This window comes from Stieleria tagensis, assembly GCF_024129865.1.
In the GTDB taxonomy this organism is placed as follows: domain Bacteria; phylum Planctomycetota; class Planctomycetia; order Pirellulales; family Pirellulaceae; genus Stieleria; species Stieleria tagensis.
On the sequence record NZ_JAMYFE010000095.1, the window covers coordinates 1 to 21784 of the forward strand.

The window sequence follows — 21784 nt, forward strand, 5'->3', positions numbered from 1 at the left end:
TCAAAACTCACGCTTCGGGTTACCAAAAAAACGCTGGCTTCCAAACTCATGCGTCAAGCTAGCGATGGTTCGTGGCCTGACGTCGCCCAGCTACATTCACCGCGCGTTATCATCTGGTTCTTCCGATCCATCACAACAACGACAGACAACCAAATGATCCATACGATTCATCGGCGGTTTTTATTGGCACTGCTGATCACGTCTCTGTTTTCGGTCTCTACACATGCCGCTGTGATCGAAGGCGTCACCGGCGATGGACAGACCGACGACACCGCGGCCATTCAAGCTGCCGTCGATCGCCAATCCGGTGCACTTTGTTTCGATCGCGGCGTGTATCGGTTGACCAAGCCAATCTTGATCGATTTGGATCGGGTCGGCTGGACCAGCCTGTCTGGCAACGGCGTGGCTCAGTTCCGGATGGAATCCCCCGGCCCGGCATTCCGGTTCATCGGCACACACGATGGCACCGCCAGCCCCGCATCGGTCAAAGCGAACGTTTGGGATCGCCAGCGGACTCCGATGGTCGATGGCATCGAGATCATCGGCGCTGATCCGGACGCCTGTGGCATCGAAGCCGATGGGACCATGCAACTGACGTTGACACGCGTCGTCGTACGTCATGCCAAGCATGCGATCCATCTCACAGGGCGCAACCGTAACGTCACGCTTTCAGAATGCCACCTCTATGAAAACCGTGGCGTGGGAGTGTTCATGGACAAACTGAATCTGCACCAAATCAACATTGCCAATTGTCACATCAGTTACAACGCCGGTGGCGGGGTGGTTGCCAAAGACAGCGAAATCCGCAATCTGCAAATCGGCACCTGCGACATCGAAGGCAATATGGGTGGCCCAAATTCAACACCCACCGCAAACGTCTGGCTGGATTCGACCGGCACTTCTGTCGGCGAAGTCGCGATCGTCGGCTGTACCATCCAGCACACCCACGATGCACCTGATTCGGCCAACATCCGTATCAACGGATTGTCCAACACGCGACCGTTCACCGACGAATTGAAAACAGGAAACATCACGATTGCCGACAACGTTCTGTCGGACGTGCAAACCAACATCGATCTGAAACAGGTTCGTGGCATCACGATCAGCGGCAACACCATGTGGAAGGGCTACACGGCAAACGTAATCGCCAAAGATTGTCACCAGATGGTTTTCTCGGGGAACCTGTATGACCGCAATCCACGATATCACTACGGCGACGGTGGCAGTGCAAAACTGGGAGTGATCTTGGAAGACTGTCGCGATGTGACGCTCAGCGGCGAGCATTTTGGCGGTGATGCGGATCAGCCCGCGGTGGTTCAATTGCGTCGCTGTGACGCAGTCAATTTGAATGGCTGCAGTTTTTCGGCCTTCTCCGGCGCGGCAATTCTGCTGGACACAGTCACTTTCAGCCGAATTTCGAATTGTCTTTTCACTGCCACCGATGGTAATGCCGTGGACATCCACCAGCTGGGTGACAATGATGCCCTGCTGGATTCCAATCGATTTCGAAAACGCTAATGCTGCTGTCACGTTGGGATTAGAATGTGGGGCCCCCTCTCCCCGCTGACAAAAAACCCGGATGATTTCGACTGTGAACCACGTCGACGATAGTGACACGCCCGCACCCGATTCCGATGCCTATGTGATGGGAATTGATTTGGGCGGCACCTCGGTCAAGCTCGGAATCTTACGAGGCGACACCTTGATTTCACGCGGTCGGTTCTCCACCGCACAGTGCAAGACTCCGACAGATGTTTTTCGCCAGGCCAAATCGTTCGCCACCGAAAAATTAAACGCCGTCGACGCCAGCGTGAACGATCTGCATTCGGTGGGTCTGGCGATGGCCGGTGTGATCGATGAATCCACGGCGACGTTGAAGGAAACCGCCAATTTGCACTCCTGGCATGGGATCGGATTCCGTCAAGAATTGATCCAAGTGTTTGAAAGACCGGTGGCGGTCATCAACGACGCCAACGCCGCGGCGCTTGGAGAGGCGTTTCATGGGCGTCATCGAACCGAGTCGCTCGCGCTACTGACACTCGGCACAGGGATCGGCGGCGGGATCATCGTTGGCGGCCGACCGGTCAACGGCAGCCATGGCTGCGGCGGTGAAATCGGACACGTTACGATTGACCATAGTCCTGATGCACGACCCTGTGGGTGTGGCCGCGCGGGACATTTGGAGGCCTACGCCGGTGCGGCGGGCATCGTGATGACCGCCACCGAACAACTGGACAACAGCGATCATCCGTCTTGTCTGCGGATTCTGCCGCGTCTGTCACCACAAACCATTGCCACCGCGGCCGAGCAGGGTGACCAAGTGGCAATCGAAACGGTCCGCCGCACCGCCGTGCATTTGGGCCGCGCCATCGCGATGCTGGCCCAGATCGCTGACCCCTCGGTCGTGTTGCTCGGCGGCGCGGTCACGTTTGGTGGACTGGAAACAAAAACCGGGCGCGATTTTTTGAAGACAATTCACCAAGAAACCGTGCGTCTATCACTCGTCCAAGCCGGATCCGGCCTGGAGATCGATTTTGCCACGCTAGGAAACGATGCCGGCATGCTCGGCGCGGCGCGTCATGCAAGTCAAACTGCGTGCGAACATGACTTCGATCGCAATTCAGAATCTCGCCATGAAGATTGATCCTCACCCTGCCATTCCTTTCCGCGTTTTCCCCGAAGCCCGAGATGCCAGCGAAGCGGTAGCACTTGAGATCGCCACATTGGTACGCAGCCGAGCCGCCGAAGGCCGCAACTGTGTGTTGGGATTGGCCACCGGATCAACCGTCGTCAACATCTACGCCGCAATGCTCCGCTTGCACCGCGAAGGACTGTCGTTTGCAAACGTTTCGGTGTTCACACTCGATGAATTCCTGCCGATGCAGCCCGAATGTTTACAAAGCCACGCGTGCTTCATGCACGAACACTTGCTCGATCACATCGATGTACCGGCGGATCAAATCCATATTCCCGATGGTACGCTTGCCCAAGAACAACTTGCCGATCATTGTCAACGATACGAACGTGCGATCGATGAATGCGGTGGCATCGATCTATTGATTCTGGGCATCGGCCGCCGCGGACACATCGGTTTCAATGAGCCTGGATCGGACACTGATTCGCGGACGCGTCCGATCACATTGGATTCGATGACGCGGATTGATGCCGCCAGCAATTTTTTTGGCGTCGAAAACGTCCCGCGACGCGCCATCACGATGGGAGTCGGCACGATCCTGGACGCCCGTCGCATCATTCTGATGGCGTTCGGCGAAGGCAAAGCGGCGATCGTGGCGCGGTCGATCGAAGGCGAGGTTGCGGCGTCGGTCCCCGCAACGTTTTTGCAACATCACGACGATGTCGAGTATTTCCTCGACTCATCAGCCGCTGCCAACCTGACGGAAATCCGTTCGCCTTGGCTGGTCGGCCCTGTCAAATGGGACAGCCTGATGGTTCGTCGCGCCGTGATCGCACTGTCGCAATCGGTCGCGACGCCAGTGTTGATGCTGACCGATGCCCACTACAACGAAAACGGATTGCAAAGTTTGCTTGCCGAATATGGATCGGCGTATGAAATCAATCTGTCTGTGTTTCGGCACTTGCAAAACACCATCACCGGTTGGCCGGCCGGAAAACCCGGACAGCCCGAAACGGTGTTTCCTAAACGCATCGTCTTGTTCTCTCCCCACCCCGACGATGATGTGATCTCGATGGGTGGCACACTGACGCGACTGGCTGACCAGGGCCACGAAGTCCACGTGGCCTATCAAACGTCCGGCAACCTGGCGGTGTTTGACGATGATGCATTGCGATTCGCTGAATTCGCGGCCGATTTTTGCCGCGAATTTGACGTGTTCAGCGATCCGATTCAGCAATTGACTGGACAAATGATCGATGCGATTTGCAACAAGACGTCCGGCAGCGTCGATAACGAAAACGTCCGTCGGTTAAAGGGATTGATCCGTCGTGGCGAAGCGATGGCGGGGGCTCGGGTGTGTGGAGTCGATGACGAACGACTGCACTATTTGAATCTACCGTTTTACGAAACAGGAACCGTTAGCAAAAATCCGATCGGTGGATCCGATGTACAAATCACGGCCGACCTGTTGCGTGAAATCCGACCGCATCAGATCTATGCCGCCGGTGATCTGAGTGACCCACACGGGACGCACCGAACCTGCCTGGACGTTATTTTTGCCGCCTGTCACGAATGTCGTGACGATGATTGGTTCGCATCGACCGCGGTGTGGCTGTACCGTGGTGCCTGGCAAGAATGGGCACCCTATGAAATCGAGATGGCGGTTCCACTGAGTCCGCAGGAAGTCGATCGCAAACGCGATGCCATTTTCAAGCACGAATCGCAAAAGGACCGGGCTCTGTTCCCCGGATCCGATGCCAGAGAATTTTGGCAGCGGGCCGAAGCTCGGAATGCTCAAACGGCAATGATCTACGACAAACTCGGACTGGCCCAGTATCAAGCGATCGAAGGATTCGTGCGTTGGAAAGGTCTTGACGACCAACCGCAATAACTGCCAACCGCCCCACACACGCCGACTCTCACAACGTGCCACGTCTAGACCAACGCCTCAAATGCGTTGCCCAACAAATTCGCTGCGATGTGCATGCTGACATTGGTTCGGATCACGGGCATTTGCTGAAAGCCTTGCTCATGGCGGGACGCATCGAGCGTGGCATTGCGATCGAAAACAAACAGCAACCGTTTCTCAATTCTCAACGAAACCTCAGGGGACTGCCCGCACAGGTTCGCTTGGCCGATGGACTGGCCGGGTTAGAACCGGGCGAAGCGGACTGTCTAAGTATCTGTGGGATGGGCGGTCAGTCGATCAGTCAAATTCTGTCGGCGGCAGCCGATCGCATTCCACCGGTTGTGATACTGCAACCCAATCGCAGCCCCGAAACGGTCCGCCGCTGGGGACAGCGACAGGGGTACCGATTGATCGACGAGCAAGTGACCACAGGTCAACGCGCCTTTGTGATCCTGCGATTCCAGCACCAGGGGCCGGGCGATGACCCGGCCTATGCCGGCATCGATCGCGACGCTGCCGAATTGTTCGGCCCGCACCTGATGCGACGACGCGAACCACATTGGGTCCGCCGCCTGGAACAAGAACAGCACTACCTCAGCCGACTGGACCGTCTCGGGCCGGACGCAGCGCAACGGTTGAAAACGCTCGATCGGGTGCTGGTCGAGCTGTCGAACCGACAGAACTAACAAGAGTCAACAGCAGCCAACGCAGCGATGTCAGAAACTCGTCATCGGCGTTATCCTGAATGGCGAGTGCCACGATAGACCATCGTTTCCGCCGACTGGGCCGCACGTCGACTGACTGACGGCAGATCTTCTTTGTGTGACAGGACGATCAACTGGTCCCCGGCACCAATCACATCATCCATTTTGGGGTTCCGCTGGACGTGACCACCAGCGCGTTTGATAGCGACCACCACATGACCGCCATCACCGGTCAATTCAATTTCACGAATCGTGGAACCGACCAACGCGGACTGATCGCCGATCGGGATCTGCATCATTCCCAATCCGAAAGAATCCAAATCCTGATTCAAACGTGAAAATGCCCGCGTATCGCCGACCAATGATTCAACCGTCGGACAAGCGATCAGGTGTGCAATTTTGGAGGCCCCGATCATCGTCGGCAATACAACGCGATTGGCGCCACTGCGAATCAGTTTTCGCTCGGTCGCCTCCGACTCGCCACGGGCAATGATCTGGATCGATTCACTCAACTCCCGTGCGGTCAACGTGACAAAGACGTTTTCCGCATCGCCGGGCAGGACGGTTGCCAGTACTGTTGCTCGGTCGATCCCGGCGCGGCGCAGCGTGGCTTCATCCGAGGCATCACCTGAAACCACTAAAATCCCCGCGCGTTCGGCCTCAACCAGTCGATCGGTGTTGCGATCCACCACAACAAACTGGACTCCCGACTGACGCAGTTCCTGCACTAGGCTGCGACCGACTCGACCATAGCCGCAAATGATTGCGTGACCAGTTGTCTGTTCAATTCCACGACTCATCCGTCTGGCTCCCAATGCACGTTGAATCTCGCCCTCGGCAATCATCTGAACGAAACCGCCCAGGACATAAATCCCGGAACTGCAACCGGTGACAACCACCCCCAACGTAAACAGCTTTAATCGTGGATCGCTGATCGGACGGACTTCGCCGTATCCGACACCAAAAATGGTGATGGCAACCATGTAGACCGAATCCAATGCGCTCCACCCGGCAATCACGTATCCGAACACGGCGATCACGCAGGTGGCCAGCAAGACGGCCATACCCAGCTTCATTTTGTGAATCGACGTGGAACTGTTCATCAGTGATTGCGTACCTGTGAAGCCCCAAGAAACGGTGCGGCAGCAATCAAGGTCCCACCGTCAGTGCTGACCGTCAAGCTTTCACTCCCGCAAGGCCTCCTCCACAGACACTAACCACGGTTTGTGGAGTTTCACTGACCAGCCATTCAGTGCATTCGAGACTTTCAGAGCTGATCCAACTCGAACGATCGAATCGCCAACTCTCCGAACGAGAACCCGAGCTTGACGATCTTTTTGGGCTGTGCGATGCGTGGATGCTGGACGTCAAACGTTTTGCCGCCGAAGCTGACGGTGGCTCGTTCGCCTTGCACTTTGACCTCGATCCGCTGCCACTGCCCGTCGTCTAAATGGGGAACGTCTTTGCTAAGCACGATCGGCTTGGCTTTTCCACCGGCCGGCTTTTCGGTGTAGGTTTGGATCGTGCTCGGTTGATCCGCGGCGCCGGTTCGCAGGACCACACGAAACGCATGGCCACCGTCCGCAGCATCCATCGTGAACACGACGGTCTTGCAGCCCTGTGGTTTGAATTCCACGACCGCAGCGGCATCGCGATGTAGGATCGGATACACCATGATCGGTCCATGGTTTTTGAATTTTTTGTACAGCGCGTCGTCTTGTTTGACCGAAGCGATTCCCTGTTTGATTTCCCAATCACCGCGCATTGCTTGGCGGGTCGGATGCTCTGCGGCGGTGTAATCGTCAAGCAATGATTCGCCAGACCCTGCGGTCTGTGTTGTCGGAGCGATCGCTTGCACCGCGGCCAAAACTTCGGCCGGTTCGGCGCGTTTGGTGTAGTCGGCGTTCAAGTAGGCGTAAGTGATTTTGCCGTTACGATCGATCACATAGGTCGCCGACAGCGGCAACTCCATTTTGTCGTTGCCGTTGTAGCTGCCCAGTTTCAATCGGTCGCGGTACATCGGGATGATCGGCGCGGGCAAATCAAAAACGATGCCGTACTGTTTTGCCAATGCATTGTCTTTGTCGTGCAATGCGACCAGATCCAAATCATTTGCCTCTGCCGTCTGTTTGGCTTTCTCGGGCAACTCCGGCGTCAAAACGACCAGTTTGGCGCCTGCACCTTCGATTGCTGACAGCTGGTGTTGCATCGCTCGCAGTTGGACGTTGCAATACGGACACCAACCACCGCGGTACCACATCAACACCACCGGGCCCTGTTTCCAGAGCTCACTCAAGCGAACGTTCTTGCCGTCCCAACCGGCCAATTCGGCATCGATTGCACCCTGTCCGACTTGACGCGCGGACTGCTCAATGCCAGTCGCCTTGACCGTTTGCACGCCGTCTTTGAAGACCGACAACACTTCAGGTGGATAACGCTTTGACGCGCCATCGACAAGCTCTTGTAACTTTGGCGCCAGCGGTTCTGGCGTGGTGGTTTGTGCCATGCCGACTGCGGCGACAACGGTGGCCAACGCCAAGATGATCAAACGCATCACAGTTCCTAGTGGTTTTGGGTGATAACAAACAGAAGCCGAACAGACAGCATAGCGATTGAGTCAACCACGGCGTCCGAAGCGATGCAACTAACTCCCAGGCTTGGCTGCGGTAGACTTGGTTTTGTTCTTTTGCCGAGCCCGCTGGCGAGCCTGGTCAAACTCCTGGGGCGTTAACACCCCCACCTCGTCAGCCCATCGATCCCATTTGGCTTTCAACCGCGCTGCGGTCTGGGGGTCATTTTCAATCACGTTATTGAGCTCCGTGCGATCGGCGGCGATGTCGTACAGTTCCCAAGGCTGGTTCCGCAGTCCGACCAGTTTCCAATCCCCCTCGCGAACCGCACGATTTCCTTCGTGTTCCCAGTACAGCGTTCGCTGCGGTTGCTGATCGCCATCGAACACCGGCATTAAACTACGGCCGGGCAGCGGCTGAATCGGATTGCCGGCAAATTCGGTTGGATAGGATGCACCGGCAACCTCGATGAACGTCGGCATCAGATCGATCAGGTGTGCCGGTTGGTGACGCAATTGACCGGCCGCTTTGATTCGCTCGGGCCAATGGGCGATGAACGGTGCACTGATTCCACCTTCGTGGTTTTCACGTTTGTAGCGGCGAAAGGGCGCGTTGCTGAGTCCGGCCCAGCCCTGACCGTAGCTGCTGGTCCAGCCGCCTTTCGATTTCCACTGGTCGTAGTTGTCGACCGTATTTTCTTCACCTTTGATGCCAAACAAACCCGTTTCCTTGGTGCCTCCATTGTCCGACAGGAACAGGATCAACGTGTTGTCGAGTTCGCCGATCTGCTGCAGATGGTCGATCACGCGACCAATGTTTTGATCCAGCCGATCGACAATCGCGGCGAACAATGCCATCTTGAAATCCATGTCATCACGCCGTTTTTCAGTCAACGTCTCCCACTCGGGAACGTCCAACGGCGACAACGGCCAGGAGCCATCCAAGACGCCCAGTTCGACCAACCGCTGATAACGTGCCTGGCGACGTGCTTGCCAACCGTCGCGATAGTGGCCGCGGTGACGATCGATGTCTTCGGGCTTGGCATGCAGCGGAAAATGAGGCGCGTTGTAAGCCAGGTAAACGAAAAACGGTTCGTCGTCTTGCTCGCGAACTTCGTCGATGAAATGCAATGCATAATCAGTGAACACGTCGGTGGTGTACCACTGCTGGTCGGGATGCAAATCGTTGACCGGGTGCTCACCCACGGGCAACACCAGTTTGTCGTTCAAATAGACTTCGGTGCGAGGAACGATGGTGTAATAACTGTCGATGTAGCCACGGGTGCCATAGAAATGTTGGAAGCCGCGTGCCGTGGGACTGCCTTCATCTCGCCAACCCAAGTGCCATTTGCCACTCATGATGGTGTGGTACCCGGCCGTCCCCAGGACTTCGGCCAGGGTGACCGCTTGGTGACTGATGCGGTCACGATAACCAGGCACCCCCAAATCGCCGGCCATGTGACCAATGTCGGCTTGATGGGAATACAACCCCGTCAGAATCGATGCCCGCGACGGGCAGCAGCGACCGGTGTTGTAGAAGTGCGTCAGTCGGACGCCGCCGGAAGCCAAGCGATCGATGTTCGGTGTGTTGATCTCACTGCCAAAGCAACCGACATCGGAAAACCCCATGTCATCGGCAAACAGCACGACAATATTCGGTCGCTCCGCAGCCATCGCAGCGCTGGCAAACAAACAGACCGACAAACATCCCCAAACGGCGAAACAATGTTGGATCAAACGGGCAACTCTCATCAGACTCACAAAGAACGAACGGACAGGGTCACAGCAAGACCGATCTGGTCGTAGCCGAGCGACGATCAGTGTAACCCACTGCGAGCCCCCAAACCCGGTCGGATAAATCCTCCACACCAGCGCAGTTGCTTCCCCCCGGGCCGGAGGCCGACAGAACCGCTGCCGTGGTCGTCAGGCCACGGTTGCCAACCACATTCCCGGACAAGCCCAGCGGGCGACACACCCAATCCGACGAACAGCCGTTGTGCCGCCCTGCCGGGCTCGATCTGAACTGGCTTTAGAAACCGGTGGCTGACGCCACCGGCAGAGGCTGTACCGGCCTCCGGCCTCTAACAATGCCTGGCTGCCACAGGCCCGGTCGGATAAATCCTCCACACCAGCGAGGCGCCATTAGTCGGCGACGCCTAAACGCAATGTCGGCGGCGGAAGTTCGGCGTTTTGGCTACTGGCGAAACCGTGGACATAACTAGCGCCCTGACCTGCAGTTTCTGAGACCAGGATCAAGGTCGCCCCACCGTTGCGATCGGCTTGCAGGAACTGCACCAGAGAATCACCCTCGATTCCAAAAACACCTGCGGTGTGATCGCTGGGGACCAAGAATTTGCCCAACAATTGCGTCTTCTGGCGATCGACTTGAAATGGCTGGACCTGAATCCCAGGGCAATGCTTCCAGTCGAGTGTTTCCGCAGACCAGTCCTCTAATGACTGATCGGTTAAACCGTAAACCGCGATCGTGGTGTCGGGTGTCAGCGACAGGTATCCCAAACCGCTGGGTAGCCCCTGCAATCGCAATCGCGCCGAGCGAATCGTGCTGCGGTCCAGCAGTGTCAGATCAAAATGCAGACAGGCGACGCGTCGCCAGTGTTCTTGGCCCTCATTGACCGGGGGTCTCTTGACCAGCAACATTCCACTGGCATCGGTTTCTGATTCCTCCTGCCCGGCGATCACATAGCCGTCGCGACCCTGCCCCACCGCCGTTGACAATTGCACGACTCGAAGCGAATCATCATCCGTGCGGGTCTTCGCTACCGCCGGCGACATTTGCGGCGTTTGTTGCAAGGGTTCGGTCAATCCGGCTGTCAGCCGCAGACCCGATGCTGGATGAACGGTCTGGACCACGCCACTGGCCAAATGCTGGGCATCGACGCGGCCTTCCAAAACGGTCAAATCCGAATCGCCCCCGGGGCCCACGTTGACTCCGAATCGAGTCCCACGATCAGTCAAAACGGATGTCGGTGTCTCGACAACAAAGCCTTCGCCACCGGCTTTGACTTCGGCATAAACGCGACCCGCGCGTACGCGACAGCGACTGGAACTGATCAGTTCCAGATCAGCCGGCCCCTCCATTCGCAAATCCACCTTCGGAAACCGCAGTTCGGCAATCCCCGAATCGAGAATCAAGCGTCCCGGAGTCAAAGCGGCCCCCACGTTGGTCGGCAAATCCGACGACACCCATTTGCAACTGTCGGTGGTCCCCATCGTTGCAATCACCGGCTGCCCACCCCACCAGCGCCCCGACCACAACCCCAACGCCACCAACACCGTGGCTGCCAAAGCAATCCGCTGCCATCCGCCGGCCGCGATCGGTTTGGACATGGGGTCTGGCGAGTCAACCTGAACAGGTGCGTTGGCTGCGGATCGCTCCGCCGCGACATTGAACTCTTGCTCGACCGGGGAAAGTCCGCGACCGCTGCGCAATCGAAGCGTCGATTCCAGGTGCAGCAGTTGGACGTAGTCGCGTTTCATGTCGGGATCAGCCAAAATCAACGCTTCAAACTCGGTCTGCTGATCCCTGTCGGCAGTACCGTCCAGCACCGCGTCACACAATTGGCGGTAATGCTGCCAACGTTCGTTGTTCGGGTTCATGAGGGAGTTTCCTGTGATCAGAGTTGCTGATTCAAGCGTGCGGTCACGCAATCATGCAGCGCGTGACGAACCCGGCTGAGCATTCGATAGACAGCCACCGGCGATCGCTGGGCCTGTTCGGCAATGTCTTCGACGCTGTATCCGGAATCATAGCGATGGCGGACCAGTTCACGATGGTGATCGGGCAAGGCGTTGATACAGCTCTCCAGGGCTTTCACGCGTTCTTCGTAGAACCCGGACTTCTCAATCAGTTCATCCGAGACGGCTTGCAAAAACGCTTCGCTAAACACCAGCGACTCGCGTGAGCGTCGCGAGCGCCAGGCCCGGACTCGATTGAAAGCGATCGAACACGCCCAGGCACCAAAATTTGTCCCCAGGGTAAACGAGTCGAATTCTCGCCACAGCGCCAAACTCGTCTCTTGAAAGACATCGTCGACATCATTTTGGGTCGGCAACAGACTGGTCAGATACAGCAGGATCGATCGCTGGTGTTTGGCGAATAAGCCCAAAAACTCCGACGTCAGGTCCTCCTGCGAAAGCGATTCATCCTGACCCATCGGCGCAGCACCATCGCCTGCACCGCTAGCCGGAGACGAATCCATCATCGACATCTTCATTTACCACGCAGTTGGGAGCCTAAACCGCCACGACCCGTTCGCCTATCAGAGAGCGGTCGCGACGCAAATTGGACGCGTTGCCAGATCGAAATTTGAAGAAATCGCAATTTTACGAGTCCAATTGAATTGGCAACTGCTCTTTCCCCTTCACGTTAGCGGGTCGATGGACCGCATTCAGCCGCCTGACGGGTGAATTAGTCCCATTTGCAGTGGAATCCAAGCCTCCTTCTGCAAGATCCGCTACCGCGATTCTTTTCCACTGTTGTCCTCTATTTTCTTCAAAAAAGGTTTTTGGGATGTCAAATCAACGACAATCCCGCCAGGCATTCACGCTGGTGGAACTGTTGGTGGTCATTGCGATCATTGGAATACTGGTTGGCCTGTTGTTGCCGGCGGTCCAGGCGGCTCGCGAGGCGGCACGACGGATGTCTTGCAGCAACAACTTCAAACAGATCGGTTTGGCGCTGCACAACTACCACGCCTCGTTCAAAAAATTCCCCAGTGCGGGACACGGGACCCGCAAGCATGTCGGCCGGCTAAACCTGTTCGTTTCGATCCTGCCGTTCATTGAACAACAGGGGCTGTGGGACACGATGTCGAATCCGATGTTGGCCCAGGCCGGGCAATCTCCCGTCGAACCAATCACGATCGGCAGCGGTGTCGGCTGGCCGGCTTTCGGTCCACAGCTTCACCATGACCTGGACGACTACACGCCCTGGCGTACCCAGGTCCCCGGGTATCGCTGTCCATCGGATCCCGGCCAACCGGCTGCCGGTGCCGCGGTCACCAACTATGCCTACAGCCTGGGTGATGCCGTCAAACGCATCTTCTATAACGTCCACACCAACTGGAACACGTCGCCACCATCGACCCCGAACCAGTACATCGACCAAGGATCATTGCGAGGCGTCTTCACGCGAGAAGCCTACCGGGGTTTCCGCGATATCTTGGACGGCAGTAGTAACACCATTGCGATGGCAGAGATCGCCACGTACCTGGGTGATCGCGGCGTGGTCGGCGGGATCCTGAACAACTCGCACTGGACCGGCAGCGGCGGATCCGAAACGGTCTCACGTGGTCCCGGCATCCTGAATACAAAACGTAATCCGGATCGACCTCAATTCTATGGTGTGCCGGAAAGTGAACTCTGGCTGACACTGGGTCAATCTCGCGGCGGACGCTGGTATGACTCGCTACCCGCCCTGACCGCTATCACCACAACCCTGCCACCCAACTCACCCAGCGTGATGGGATTCAATGGCTATGGAACCTACTTCGAACACGGTGTTTACAGCGCCAGCAGTCGCCACCAAGGCGGTTGCCACATCTTGATGGCCGACGGGGCCGTCACGTTCATTAGTGACAGCATCGAATCGGGCGACACCCAAAGCGGGTGGAGTATCTCCAAAGACAACAACAATGTCGGCCAGAAAAGCCCCTATGGACTGTGGGGCTCGCTGGGATCAATCCGCGGCAGTGAAGTCATCCAGGAGCAACTGTAACCTCCGCTACGCATCTTCGCTGGCGGCACCCGACCTGCTGTCGCCCAGTCCGATCACACGGCGTCTGCCGCGGTTTGGTAGACAACCGAGCCAGACGCCGACCCGGATTCCGCTGGGCGAATCATGTGGTAGCGAACCACACATTCAAACAACCCACTCAAAAACCCCGCCACAGCATTCGTTTGCCGAAATCGAAAACGTTTGCCAAGCCGGCGAGACTTTCCCACCAATCCGTCACTGGACATACACTAAAATCATGATCTGTCGCGTTGCCCTGTTAATCGCTGTTTGCCTGCCACTGGCCTCCGTCGGATGCGGTAACAGCACTGACCCCACCGTGCTCCCGCCCGCCGATGACAAATCCATTTATGAAGCCGAAGAAGCACGGATCGATGCGGAAGCCGCACAAACCGGTGGACAAGGTGTCTAGATCGCTCGCCGTCTGGGTCGTCTGCTGCTGGGCGTCGATTGTCACCGCAGCGTCACCTGGTACAGCGCCGGATCAAACGACAACAGCGATCGATTTCAATCGTGACGTCCGGCCGATCCTGTCGGACAATTGCTTTCACTGCCACGGCCCCGATTCGGCGACGCGTGAAGCCGGTTTACGATTGGACCTACAAACCGAAGCCACCCATGACCTTGGCGGTTACGCCGCGTTGGTTCCTGGTGATGCGGACGCCAGTGAGTTGATCCGGCGTATCGAAAGCGAAGACGATCCGATGCCCCCGGACGAAAGTAATCGGAAACTCACCGCGGCCGAAAAGCACACGCTCCGCCGCTGGATCGAATCCGGTGGTGACTTCGCAAAACACTGGTCGTTTGCACCACCGGTGCGACCGGCGATACCGGTGGTCGACCAGGAAACCAAAAACCCGATCGACGCCTTTGTCGCCCAGCGTCAACATGCCGTGGGGTTAACGTTTTCTGCCGAAGCCGACCCCGAAACACTGATTCGTCGCGTCACGTTGGATCTGAATGGATTACCGCCCGCCCCCAGCCAGGTCGATGCGTTTGTCGCCGACTACAGCCGCAATGGTGACGCCGCTTGGGACCGACTGGTGGACCGATTGCTGCAATCACCTCGCTATGGTGAAACCATGGCATTGCCTTGGTTGGACGCTGCGCGGTTTGCCGACACCGACGGCTATCAATATGACGGTCCCCGATTTCAATGGCGCTGGCGCGACTGGGTGATCGATGCCTACAACACCAACCTGCCGTTCGACCAGTTCACGATGCAACAATTGGCCGGCGACTTGATGCCGCCCGCCGAGACTCGGCAAGCAACCAACAACCAAATCATCGCCACCGCATTCAATCGCAACCATCGCTACAACTCCGAATCCGGATTGGTCGTCGAAGAATTCTTGTTGGAAAACGCAGTCGACCGTGTCGACACCACGGCCACACTGTGGATGGGATTAACGGTCGGCTGTGCAAGATGTCACGATCACAAATTTGATCCCATCTCGCAACGAGACTATTACCAGTTACTGGCGTTTTTCAACAGCGTCCCCGAAGCCGGACGAGCGGTCAAGAATGGCAATTCGGAACCAACCGCGATGGCTCCGACCGACCAACAATTTGCCCGGCTGCTGGAACTGGAACAGGCCACCGAAACGGCCGCCAGGCAATTGAACCCAGCGGATCATCCGGACGACAGCGTCCAACTCGTTGATCGGTCGTTGGCGCACGCCTTTCCACTGACCGAACTGCCGAAAGAACATGCCAAAGCAACGGGCGCTGCCAGCTTCGCTGACAACTCGCTGGTTCTTGATGGCGATTCAACGCTCGAGATCGGCGAAATCACGAAAGCGATCACCTTTCGCGCCGACAGTTCGTTTTCAGTCGCGTTTTGGCTGCGGCCGGATGATCTACGTGACAGTGTGATTCTGTCGCGGCAAACCACGACGACCACTCGCCCCGGCATTGAACTGTCACTCGTCGATGGCGGGCGTTTGCAATTTGATTTGATCACACGTTGGGTGGCCGGCGTCGGCCGGGCCACGTCCACACTTCCGCTGGCGCCCGATCGTTGGACACATGTCACGATCACCTATGACGGTTCGCAAAGTGCTCGTGGGCAGCGGATCTATTTCGACGGCAAACCAATCGCCACCGATGTCACCTACAACACCAACAGTAACGTGGGTGGTGTCAAACAGAACCGACCGTTGATCTTGGGCGGCGGCATTCGTCCGGACAGTCAAAATCTGATCGGTGCCCTGCGCGACGTTCGCTTGTACACAAACGAATTGTGGGCCGAAGAAGTCGCTCTGCTGGGCGCGGATCCCTCGTCGCCCGAGCGACAAACGTTTGCACAGGTCAAACCCACGCCGGCGTACAAACGTTATGTGCGCCATCGCGAAACATTGGACGCGTTTCGCAAAACGCTGCCCACCGTAATGGTGATGCAAGATACGGCGACGCCCAAAACGACCTTTGTTCGCAACCGCGGCGTTTACAACAAGCACGGCGAACAAGTTCAGCGCGCGGTCCCCGGCATGCTGCCGCCGATGCCCGAACATTTCCCCCGCAATCGATTGGGATTGGCGATGTGGTTGGTCGCCCCCGAACATCCGTTGACCGCACGCGTCGCCGTCAATCGGTATTGGCAAAAGTACTTTGGTACGGGGTTGGTGAAGACACCTGAAGATTTCGGAACGCAAAGCGAACTTCCCAGCCACCCCGAACTGCTGGATTGGTTGGCGACCGAGTTTATCGCCAGCGGTTGGGACATCGCTCACATGCAAAAGTTGATCGTCACCAGCCGTACCTATCGCCAACGATCCCAGGTCACGCCACGGCAGTTGGACGTGGATCCGTCCAATGCGTATTTGGCACGAACACCCCGACTGCGTTTGGATGCACATGCGATACGCGACCAAGCCTTGTTCGTGTCGGGATTACTGGCGGAACGCGTCGGCGGCCCCTCGGTTAGCCCTTACCAACCCGATGGTCTATGGGCGGAAATGAGTATGGGGATGAAGTACAAACAGTCAGACGGCGAGGACCTGTTTCGCCGCAGTCTGTACACGATCTGGAAACGCACGGTCGCGCCACCGACGATGTCGGTGTTTGATGCAGCCGATCGCGAATCGTGCTGGGTCGGTCGCAAACGCACCAACACGCCACTTCAGGCGCTGACGCTGCTGAACGAAACCGGATTTGTCGAAAGCGCTCGTCAGTTGGCTGTGCGAATGATGGCGACCGACGACCCCATCGGATTTGGATTTCGCACCGTCACCGCGCGACCGCCCGAACCCCACGAACGGAAAACACTGCAGCAAGCCCTGGACGGTTACCGCGGTGAGTTCACTGAATCACCCGCCGCGGCGAGCGAACTGATCACTGTCGGCCGATCACCGCAATTCGATCAAGGCGACCCGATTGAACTGGCCGCTTGCACCTTATTGGCGAATGTCTTACTGAACTTGGATGAGGTGATCACACGTGAATAAGCACCCGCGCCGGAACTTTCTCGGCAATGCGACCAGCGGGCTCGGTGGGATCGCGTTGGCATCACTACTGAGCGGCGAATCGACAACCGCATCGGAAACATCCCTTCCCGCTCTGGCGGATTACAAGCGTTTTGCGCTCAAAGCGAAGCGAGTCATCTATCTGTTCCAATCCGGCGGCCCGCCTCAACACGATCTGTTCGATCACAAACCCTTGCTGGACAAAATGCAGGGTCAAGAGGTCCCCGAGTCGGTGTTTGCCGGCCAACGGTTGACCGGAATGACCGCCGGCCAGAGTTCGTTTCCGGTTGCGCGATCGAAATTCAAGTTCGACCGTTTTGGCGATTCGGCGATGGAACTCAACAGCGAGTTACTGCCGCACCTCGGTGGCGTGGCCGACCAGATCGCGTTGGTCCGTTCGCTGCATACCGAGGCGATCAACCATGATCCAGCGATCACGTTTTTCCAAACCGGTTTTCAGATCGCCGGTCGTCCCAGCATCGGTGCCTGGAGCAGCTATGGCCTGGGCAGCGAAAATGAAAACTTGCCGGCCTATGTCGCAATGACCTCCAACCGTGGTGGGCAAGCGCTGTACGACCGATTGTGGGGCGCCGGATTTCTGCCCTCGCATCATCAAGGTGTGCGGTTTCGCAGCGGAAAAAATCCGGTGCTCAACCTGAACAACCCTGCTGGCATCAGCGCCGATCTGCGTCGCCAGACTCTGGACGTTCTGGGTGATCTGAATCGATCTCGCTATGGCGCGACCGGTGATCCAGAAATCCAGACGCGGATCGCACAATATGAGATGGCGTTCCGCATGCAGACATCCGTCCCCGAACTGGCCGATCTGAGCAGCGAACCGGAAAGCACGTTTGACCTGTACGGTGAAGACGCGCGGAAACCCGGTACATTTGCCTACAACGTGCTGATGGCGCGACGCTTGAGTGAACAAGGCGTGCGTTTCGTCCAATTGTTCCACCGTGGCTGGGACACGCACTCCAATTTACCCAAACAACTTTCACAGCGTTGTCAAGAAACCGATCAAGCCAGTGCTGGGCTGATTTCGGACCTCAAACGCCGCGGTCTGCTGGACGAAACATTGGTGGTCTGGGGCGGTGAATTCGGCCGCACGGTTTATTGCCAAGGCGACTTGTCGGCGACCAACTATGGACGCGACCACCATCCACGTTGCTTCAGCATGTGGATGGCCGGTGGTGGAATCAAGGGCGGAACCAGCCACGGAAAAACCGACGAATACGGATACAACATCGTCGAAGACCCGGTCAGTGTTCACGACCTGCACGCCACGATCTTGCACTTGATGGGCATCGACCACCAGCGACTGACCTACAAATTCCAAGGTCGCCACTATCGCCTGACGGACGTCGATGGCAACGTGGTGCGGAACATCCTCTCTTAGTCGACTTCCCCAATCCGACGAGCCTGCGTCGGCACCTCCAAGTTTGAAACAATGCATCGCACTTTGTCAGTTTGGTTACTGTTGGTTGGATTCACTTCTTGCGCGATCACATCCGGGGCTGCGTGGGCCCAAACCACACGCAGTGACATTCATATCAGTGGCATTTATCCGCATCTAACGGTCTACGGCATCTATTCGCAAAACGGCGCCCATCTCAAAGGCGGACACAACGAGTGTGGCATCGGTGCGGTCGTTCCCTGGGCCAACCAACTGTGGATGGTCAACTATGCACCGCACCAGCCCAACGGCAGCGAACACAAACTGTATTCGATCAGCAACGATTTGGAGCTGACCATTCATCCCGAAAGCGTCGGTGGGACGCCGGCCGGCCGGATGATTCATCCTGAATCGGGGCAACTGTTGATCGCCCATTATTTGATCGACCGGCAGGGCAAGGTGCGGGTGATCCCGATCAAGAAAATGCCGATGCGAGTCACGGCGATCGCACGTCACCTAACCGACCCGGCCAACATGGTGTACTACATCGACATGGAAGGCGCGATCTGGGAAGCCAACGTACACACTTTGGAAGTGAAACGGCTGTTCAAGAAACCCGTCCCCGGTTGGCACAGCAAAGGCGGCTACACCTCACAAGGACGGCTGGTGATTTCCAACAACGGCGAACTACATGCCGGAACCTACGACGATCTGGTGGTCGGTGGCCCCGCCAAAAATCAGGAGGAACGCGGGGTGCTGGCCGAATATGACGGCGTGGATTGGAAGATCATCGAACGACGCCAATACACCGAAGTCACCGGACCGTCGGGGATCAGCGGTGGCAGCGACGGCGACGATCCGATCTGGACGATGGGTTGGGATCGCCGCAGCGTGCGTTTAAAGGTCTTGGACAACGGCACCTGGCACACGTTCCTGCTGCCCAAAGCCGCGATGTGCAACGACGCCTACCACGGTTGGTACACCGAATGGCCACGGATCCGTGAAATCACAGACGGCCGCTGGATGATGGACATGCACGGCATGTTCTTTGATTTCCCCCCAACCTTTTCCGCCGGCAACTCCGCTGGCATCAAGCCGATTGCCAGTCACCTGCGCTACATCCCCGACTTCTGCGCCTGGAACGACCAACTCGTATTGGCAACAGACGAAACCAGCATCCAAGGCAATCCGCTGGCAGGACAACCGCAAACCAATCTCTGGTTCGGCCAATTCGACGAATTGAAATCGTGGGGCCCGGCCAGTGGCTATGGCGGTCCATGGATCGCCGATCCCGTGACAGCCGACGTGCCCAGTGACCCGTTTCTGGTCGGCGGGTTTGACCGTCGCGTATTGCATTTGGCAATCGGCGACAAACGAACCACGGGAACCCAAGGCCTGCGGGCAACCGATCAACAGCCGATCCGTCGTCTGCCAGACACCTTGCAAGGTCTGCCTCGTGTGACAGTAAAACGTGGCGACTGGACTCGGCCTGCCGCCGGTTACTCGTTCGACGTCAATCAGCCAGTCACCGTTTTCTTGGCGGTCGATGCACGCGGTGAAACCGAACTACCGGACGATTGGCAACGCACGACGATGACGCTGGTCTGGGGTCAGGACCACCATGATATCATCTATCGACGCAAATTCCCCGCCGGAACCATCACGATCCCCGGTAACGACACCCAGCACAGCCCTGGCGCTTTCGGTATGCCACACACGGCGTTTGTCGCCACCGAACTGCCCGCCCTGGCCATTGATCCCAACGACTTGGCATCGGTCAGCGATTTGGACCTGCCTTCCAAACCCAGCGCAACGGCAGCGAACGTCAGCGTGACGATCGAAGTCGATGCCCACGGCAATGGCAACTGGATCACAACCGAGACAATCGTGGTGCCCGACAACGGATATGTCTGCCACACACTGCCCGAAGACCTCGATGCGACTTGGTTAAGACTCAAGGTGGACCGTGATTGCGTGGCTACTGCCGTCTTGCACCAAACCACAGCCCAATTTCAGTCGCCCGATTCCGGACGCGAACTGTTCTCAGGAATTGCCGCTGCTGATTCGAAGAGTGTGCAGGCGGCAAAACTCTATCCCGCCAAACGCAATCGCAATCTGCGGGTGATCGCCGGCGATGGCCGACACTATGAATTCACCAAATCCGGTTTCGAATTCCAAGCCACCGAAAAAGACAGCCAATTGGAGCAACTGTTGGCCATTGAACCGGAGTTCAGTGTCGACGAAGCCTCGGTGATTCTGCGCCACAACGGGATCAATCTACGCTTGCCCAAAGGCGACGAAGCATTTGACCGCCCGTTTGCGTCGGGCTGGCCGCGAGGCTCGCGCGAGGTCGAATCCGAGCGTCACCTGGCAAACTTTCATGGCACGTTTTACGAAGTCCCCTTGATCACCAACGGCCAACCGCCGGCCTTTCACCAAATGCGACCTGTGGCTAGCCATCACAAACAAATCACTGACTTTTGTTCTTGGAATGGATTGCTGGTACTGGCCGGCGTCGACGCGGACGCCCGCGTCGGCGATCATGTTTTCAGCGATCCGGATCGTGGACTGGGGTTGTGGTTTGGCGGCGTCGATGACCTGTGGCGATTTGGCAAACCGGTCGGACGCGGTGGCCCCTGGAAAGACACCTCCGTGGCAGCTGGCGAGCCGTCCGATCCATACTTGATGACCGGATACGATCGCAAGCGATTGCAACTGTCGGCGGATCGTGACGTCAACATCACACTGCAAGTCGACGTCGACCACCAATCCGGCTGGCACGACTACAAGACATTTTCGGTCAAAGCCGGCCAACCGTTGGAGTATGAATTTCCCATTTCATTCAGCGCCCACTGGGTTCGATTCCAAACCGATCAGGCCTGCACCACAACAGCGCAGCTAGAGTATCGATGATGTGCCGCGAAGCGTTTTGAAGCCAGCGTTTTCGCGTGAGGGCATTGTTTTTTGGTAACCCGCAGCGTCAGCGAGGGACCCCATCAACCGGCGAAATCCCTCGCTGACGCGTATTGAAGTTGCGCTTTTATCCCAACCCGAAGCGTCAGCGAGGGATCCCGTTGACACCCTAAATCCCTCGCTGACGCGCTTTGAAGTTGCGCTTATGCAATTCACTCTCCCGCTTGGAGGTCGTGCAGCTTCGCTCACGGCTCAACAAGGCGGGGGTTTTCAGGGTGAGGTTGAACAATCGCCTCACGTCTTGAGCTAGCACGAGCAGGCCTGTCTCCGCAGCGGCACGCCAGCGGCCGCAACCGTGGAAAACCATGTGGCGAAGTTTTTGACTCTGGTTGCGGTCTCATTACGCCAACGGCGTTCGACAGCCTAGCCTAGGGTCAGG

At 57.3% G+C, this 21784-nt stretch carries 13 protein-coding genes and 1 pseudogene; 9 read left to right on the plus strand and 5 right to left on the minus strand.

Annotation, left to right across the window (positions count from 1 at the left end; genetic code table 11):
* Positions 1–153: 153 nt before the first annotated feature.
* From NHH03_RS21395 to NHH03_RS21410, 4 genes are all read left to right on the plus strand, one after another.
* The gene (locus tag NHH03_RS21395; protein ID WP_253159476.1) at positions 154–1518 is read left to right on the plus strand and encodes a right-handed parallel beta-helix repeat-containing protein; all 1365 of its coding nucleotides are present in this window, start codon (positions 154–156) and stop codon (positions 1516–1518) included.
* Between the two features lie 61 nt (positions 1519–1579).
* A complete protein-coding gene (locus NHH03_RS21400; protein ID WP_253159478.1) occupies positions 1580–2644 on the plus strand; it encodes an ROK family protein in 1065 nt (354 codons plus the stop codon).
* Positions 2634–4526 carry a glucosamine-6-phosphate deaminase gene (locus NHH03_RS21405; RefSeq protein WP_253159480.1) on the plus strand — a complete coding sequence of 631 codons (1893 nt, stop codon included), beginning with the start codon at positions 2634–2636 and terminating at the stop codon, positions 4524–4526. The genes NHH03_RS21400 and NHH03_RS21405 overlap by 11 nt, the downstream gene beginning before the upstream one ends.
* Positions 4527–4561: 35 nt before the next feature.
* The gene (locus NHH03_RS21410) at positions 4562–5230 is read left to right on the plus strand and encodes a tRNA (adenine(22)-N(1))-methyltransferase (RefSeq protein WP_253159482.1); all 669 of its coding nucleotides are present in this window, start codon (positions 4562–4564) and stop codon (positions 5228–5230) included.
* Between the two features lie 50 nt (positions 5231–5280).
* Here the strand turns inward: NHH03_RS21410 and NHH03_RS21415 are convergent, their stop codons facing one another.
* From NHH03_RS21415 to NHH03_RS21435, 5 genes and pseudogenes are all read right to left on the minus strand, one after another.
* Positions 5281–6351 (minus strand): potassium channel family protein, encoded by a 1071-nt coding sequence (locus NHH03_RS21415; RefSeq protein WP_253159484.1) that lies wholly within the window; start codon positions 6349–6351, stop codon positions 5281–5283.
* 743 nt (positions 6352–7094) lie between these two features.
* Positions 7095–7754: pseudogene (locus tag NHH03_RS28445) on the minus strand (peroxiredoxin-like family protein); the annotation flags it as partial.
* A gap of 138 nt (positions 7755–7892) precedes the next feature.
* Complete coding sequence (locus tag NHH03_RS21425) at positions 7893–9569, minus strand: arylsulfatase (RefSeq protein WP_253159486.1); 1677 nt, start codon at positions 9567–9569, stop codon at positions 7893–7895.
* Positions 9570–9959: 390 nt separating this feature from the next.
* Entirely contained in the window at positions 9960–11435 is a 1476-nt protein-coding gene (locus tag NHH03_RS21430) for a FecR family protein (protein WP_253159488.1), read from the minus strand.
* 17 nt (positions 11436–11452) lie between these two features.
* Positions 11453–12040 carry a sigma-70 family RNA polymerase sigma factor gene (locus NHH03_RS21435; RefSeq protein ID WP_253159490.1) on the minus strand — a complete coding sequence of 196 codons (588 nt, stop codon included), beginning with the start codon at positions 12038–12040 and terminating at the stop codon, positions 11453–11455.
* 308 nt (positions 12041–12348) lie between these two features.
* On the opposite strand from NHH03_RS21435, the gene NHH03_RS21440 reads away from it, so the two are divergent.
* From NHH03_RS21440 to NHH03_RS21460, 5 genes are read left to right on the plus strand one after another with little or no spacing between them, the layout of a single operon-like run.
* Complete coding sequence (locus tag NHH03_RS21440) at positions 12349–13554, plus strand: DUF1559 domain-containing protein (RefSeq protein WP_253159492.1); 1206 nt, start codon at positions 12349–12351, stop codon at positions 13552–13554.
* Entirely contained in the window at positions 13529–13984 is a 456-nt protein-coding gene (locus tag NHH03_RS21445; protein ID WP_253159494.1) for a hypothetical protein, read from the plus strand. The genes NHH03_RS21440 and NHH03_RS21445 overlap by 26 nt, the downstream gene beginning before the upstream one ends.
* Positions 13977–17018, plus strand: coding sequence for a DUF1553 domain-containing protein (locus NHH03_RS21450; protein ID WP_253159495.1), 3042 nt, complete (start codon positions 13977–13979; stop codon positions 17016–17018). Before NHH03_RS21445 ends, NHH03_RS21450 begins: the two co-directional genes overlap by 8 nt.
* The gene (locus tag NHH03_RS21455; protein ID WP_253159496.1) at positions 17011–18435 is read left to right on the plus strand and encodes a DUF1501 domain-containing protein; all 1425 of its coding nucleotides are present in this window, start codon (positions 17011–17013) and stop codon (positions 18433–18435) included. Before NHH03_RS21450 ends, NHH03_RS21455 begins: the two co-directional genes overlap by 8 nt.
* 51 nt (positions 18436–18486) lie before the next feature.
* On the plus strand, positions 18487–21345 hold the full coding sequence (locus NHH03_RS21460) for a hypothetical protein (RefSeq protein ID WP_253159497.1): 2859 nt from the start codon (positions 18487–18489) through the stop codon (positions 21343–21345).
* Positions 21346–21784 lie beyond the last annotated feature (439 nt).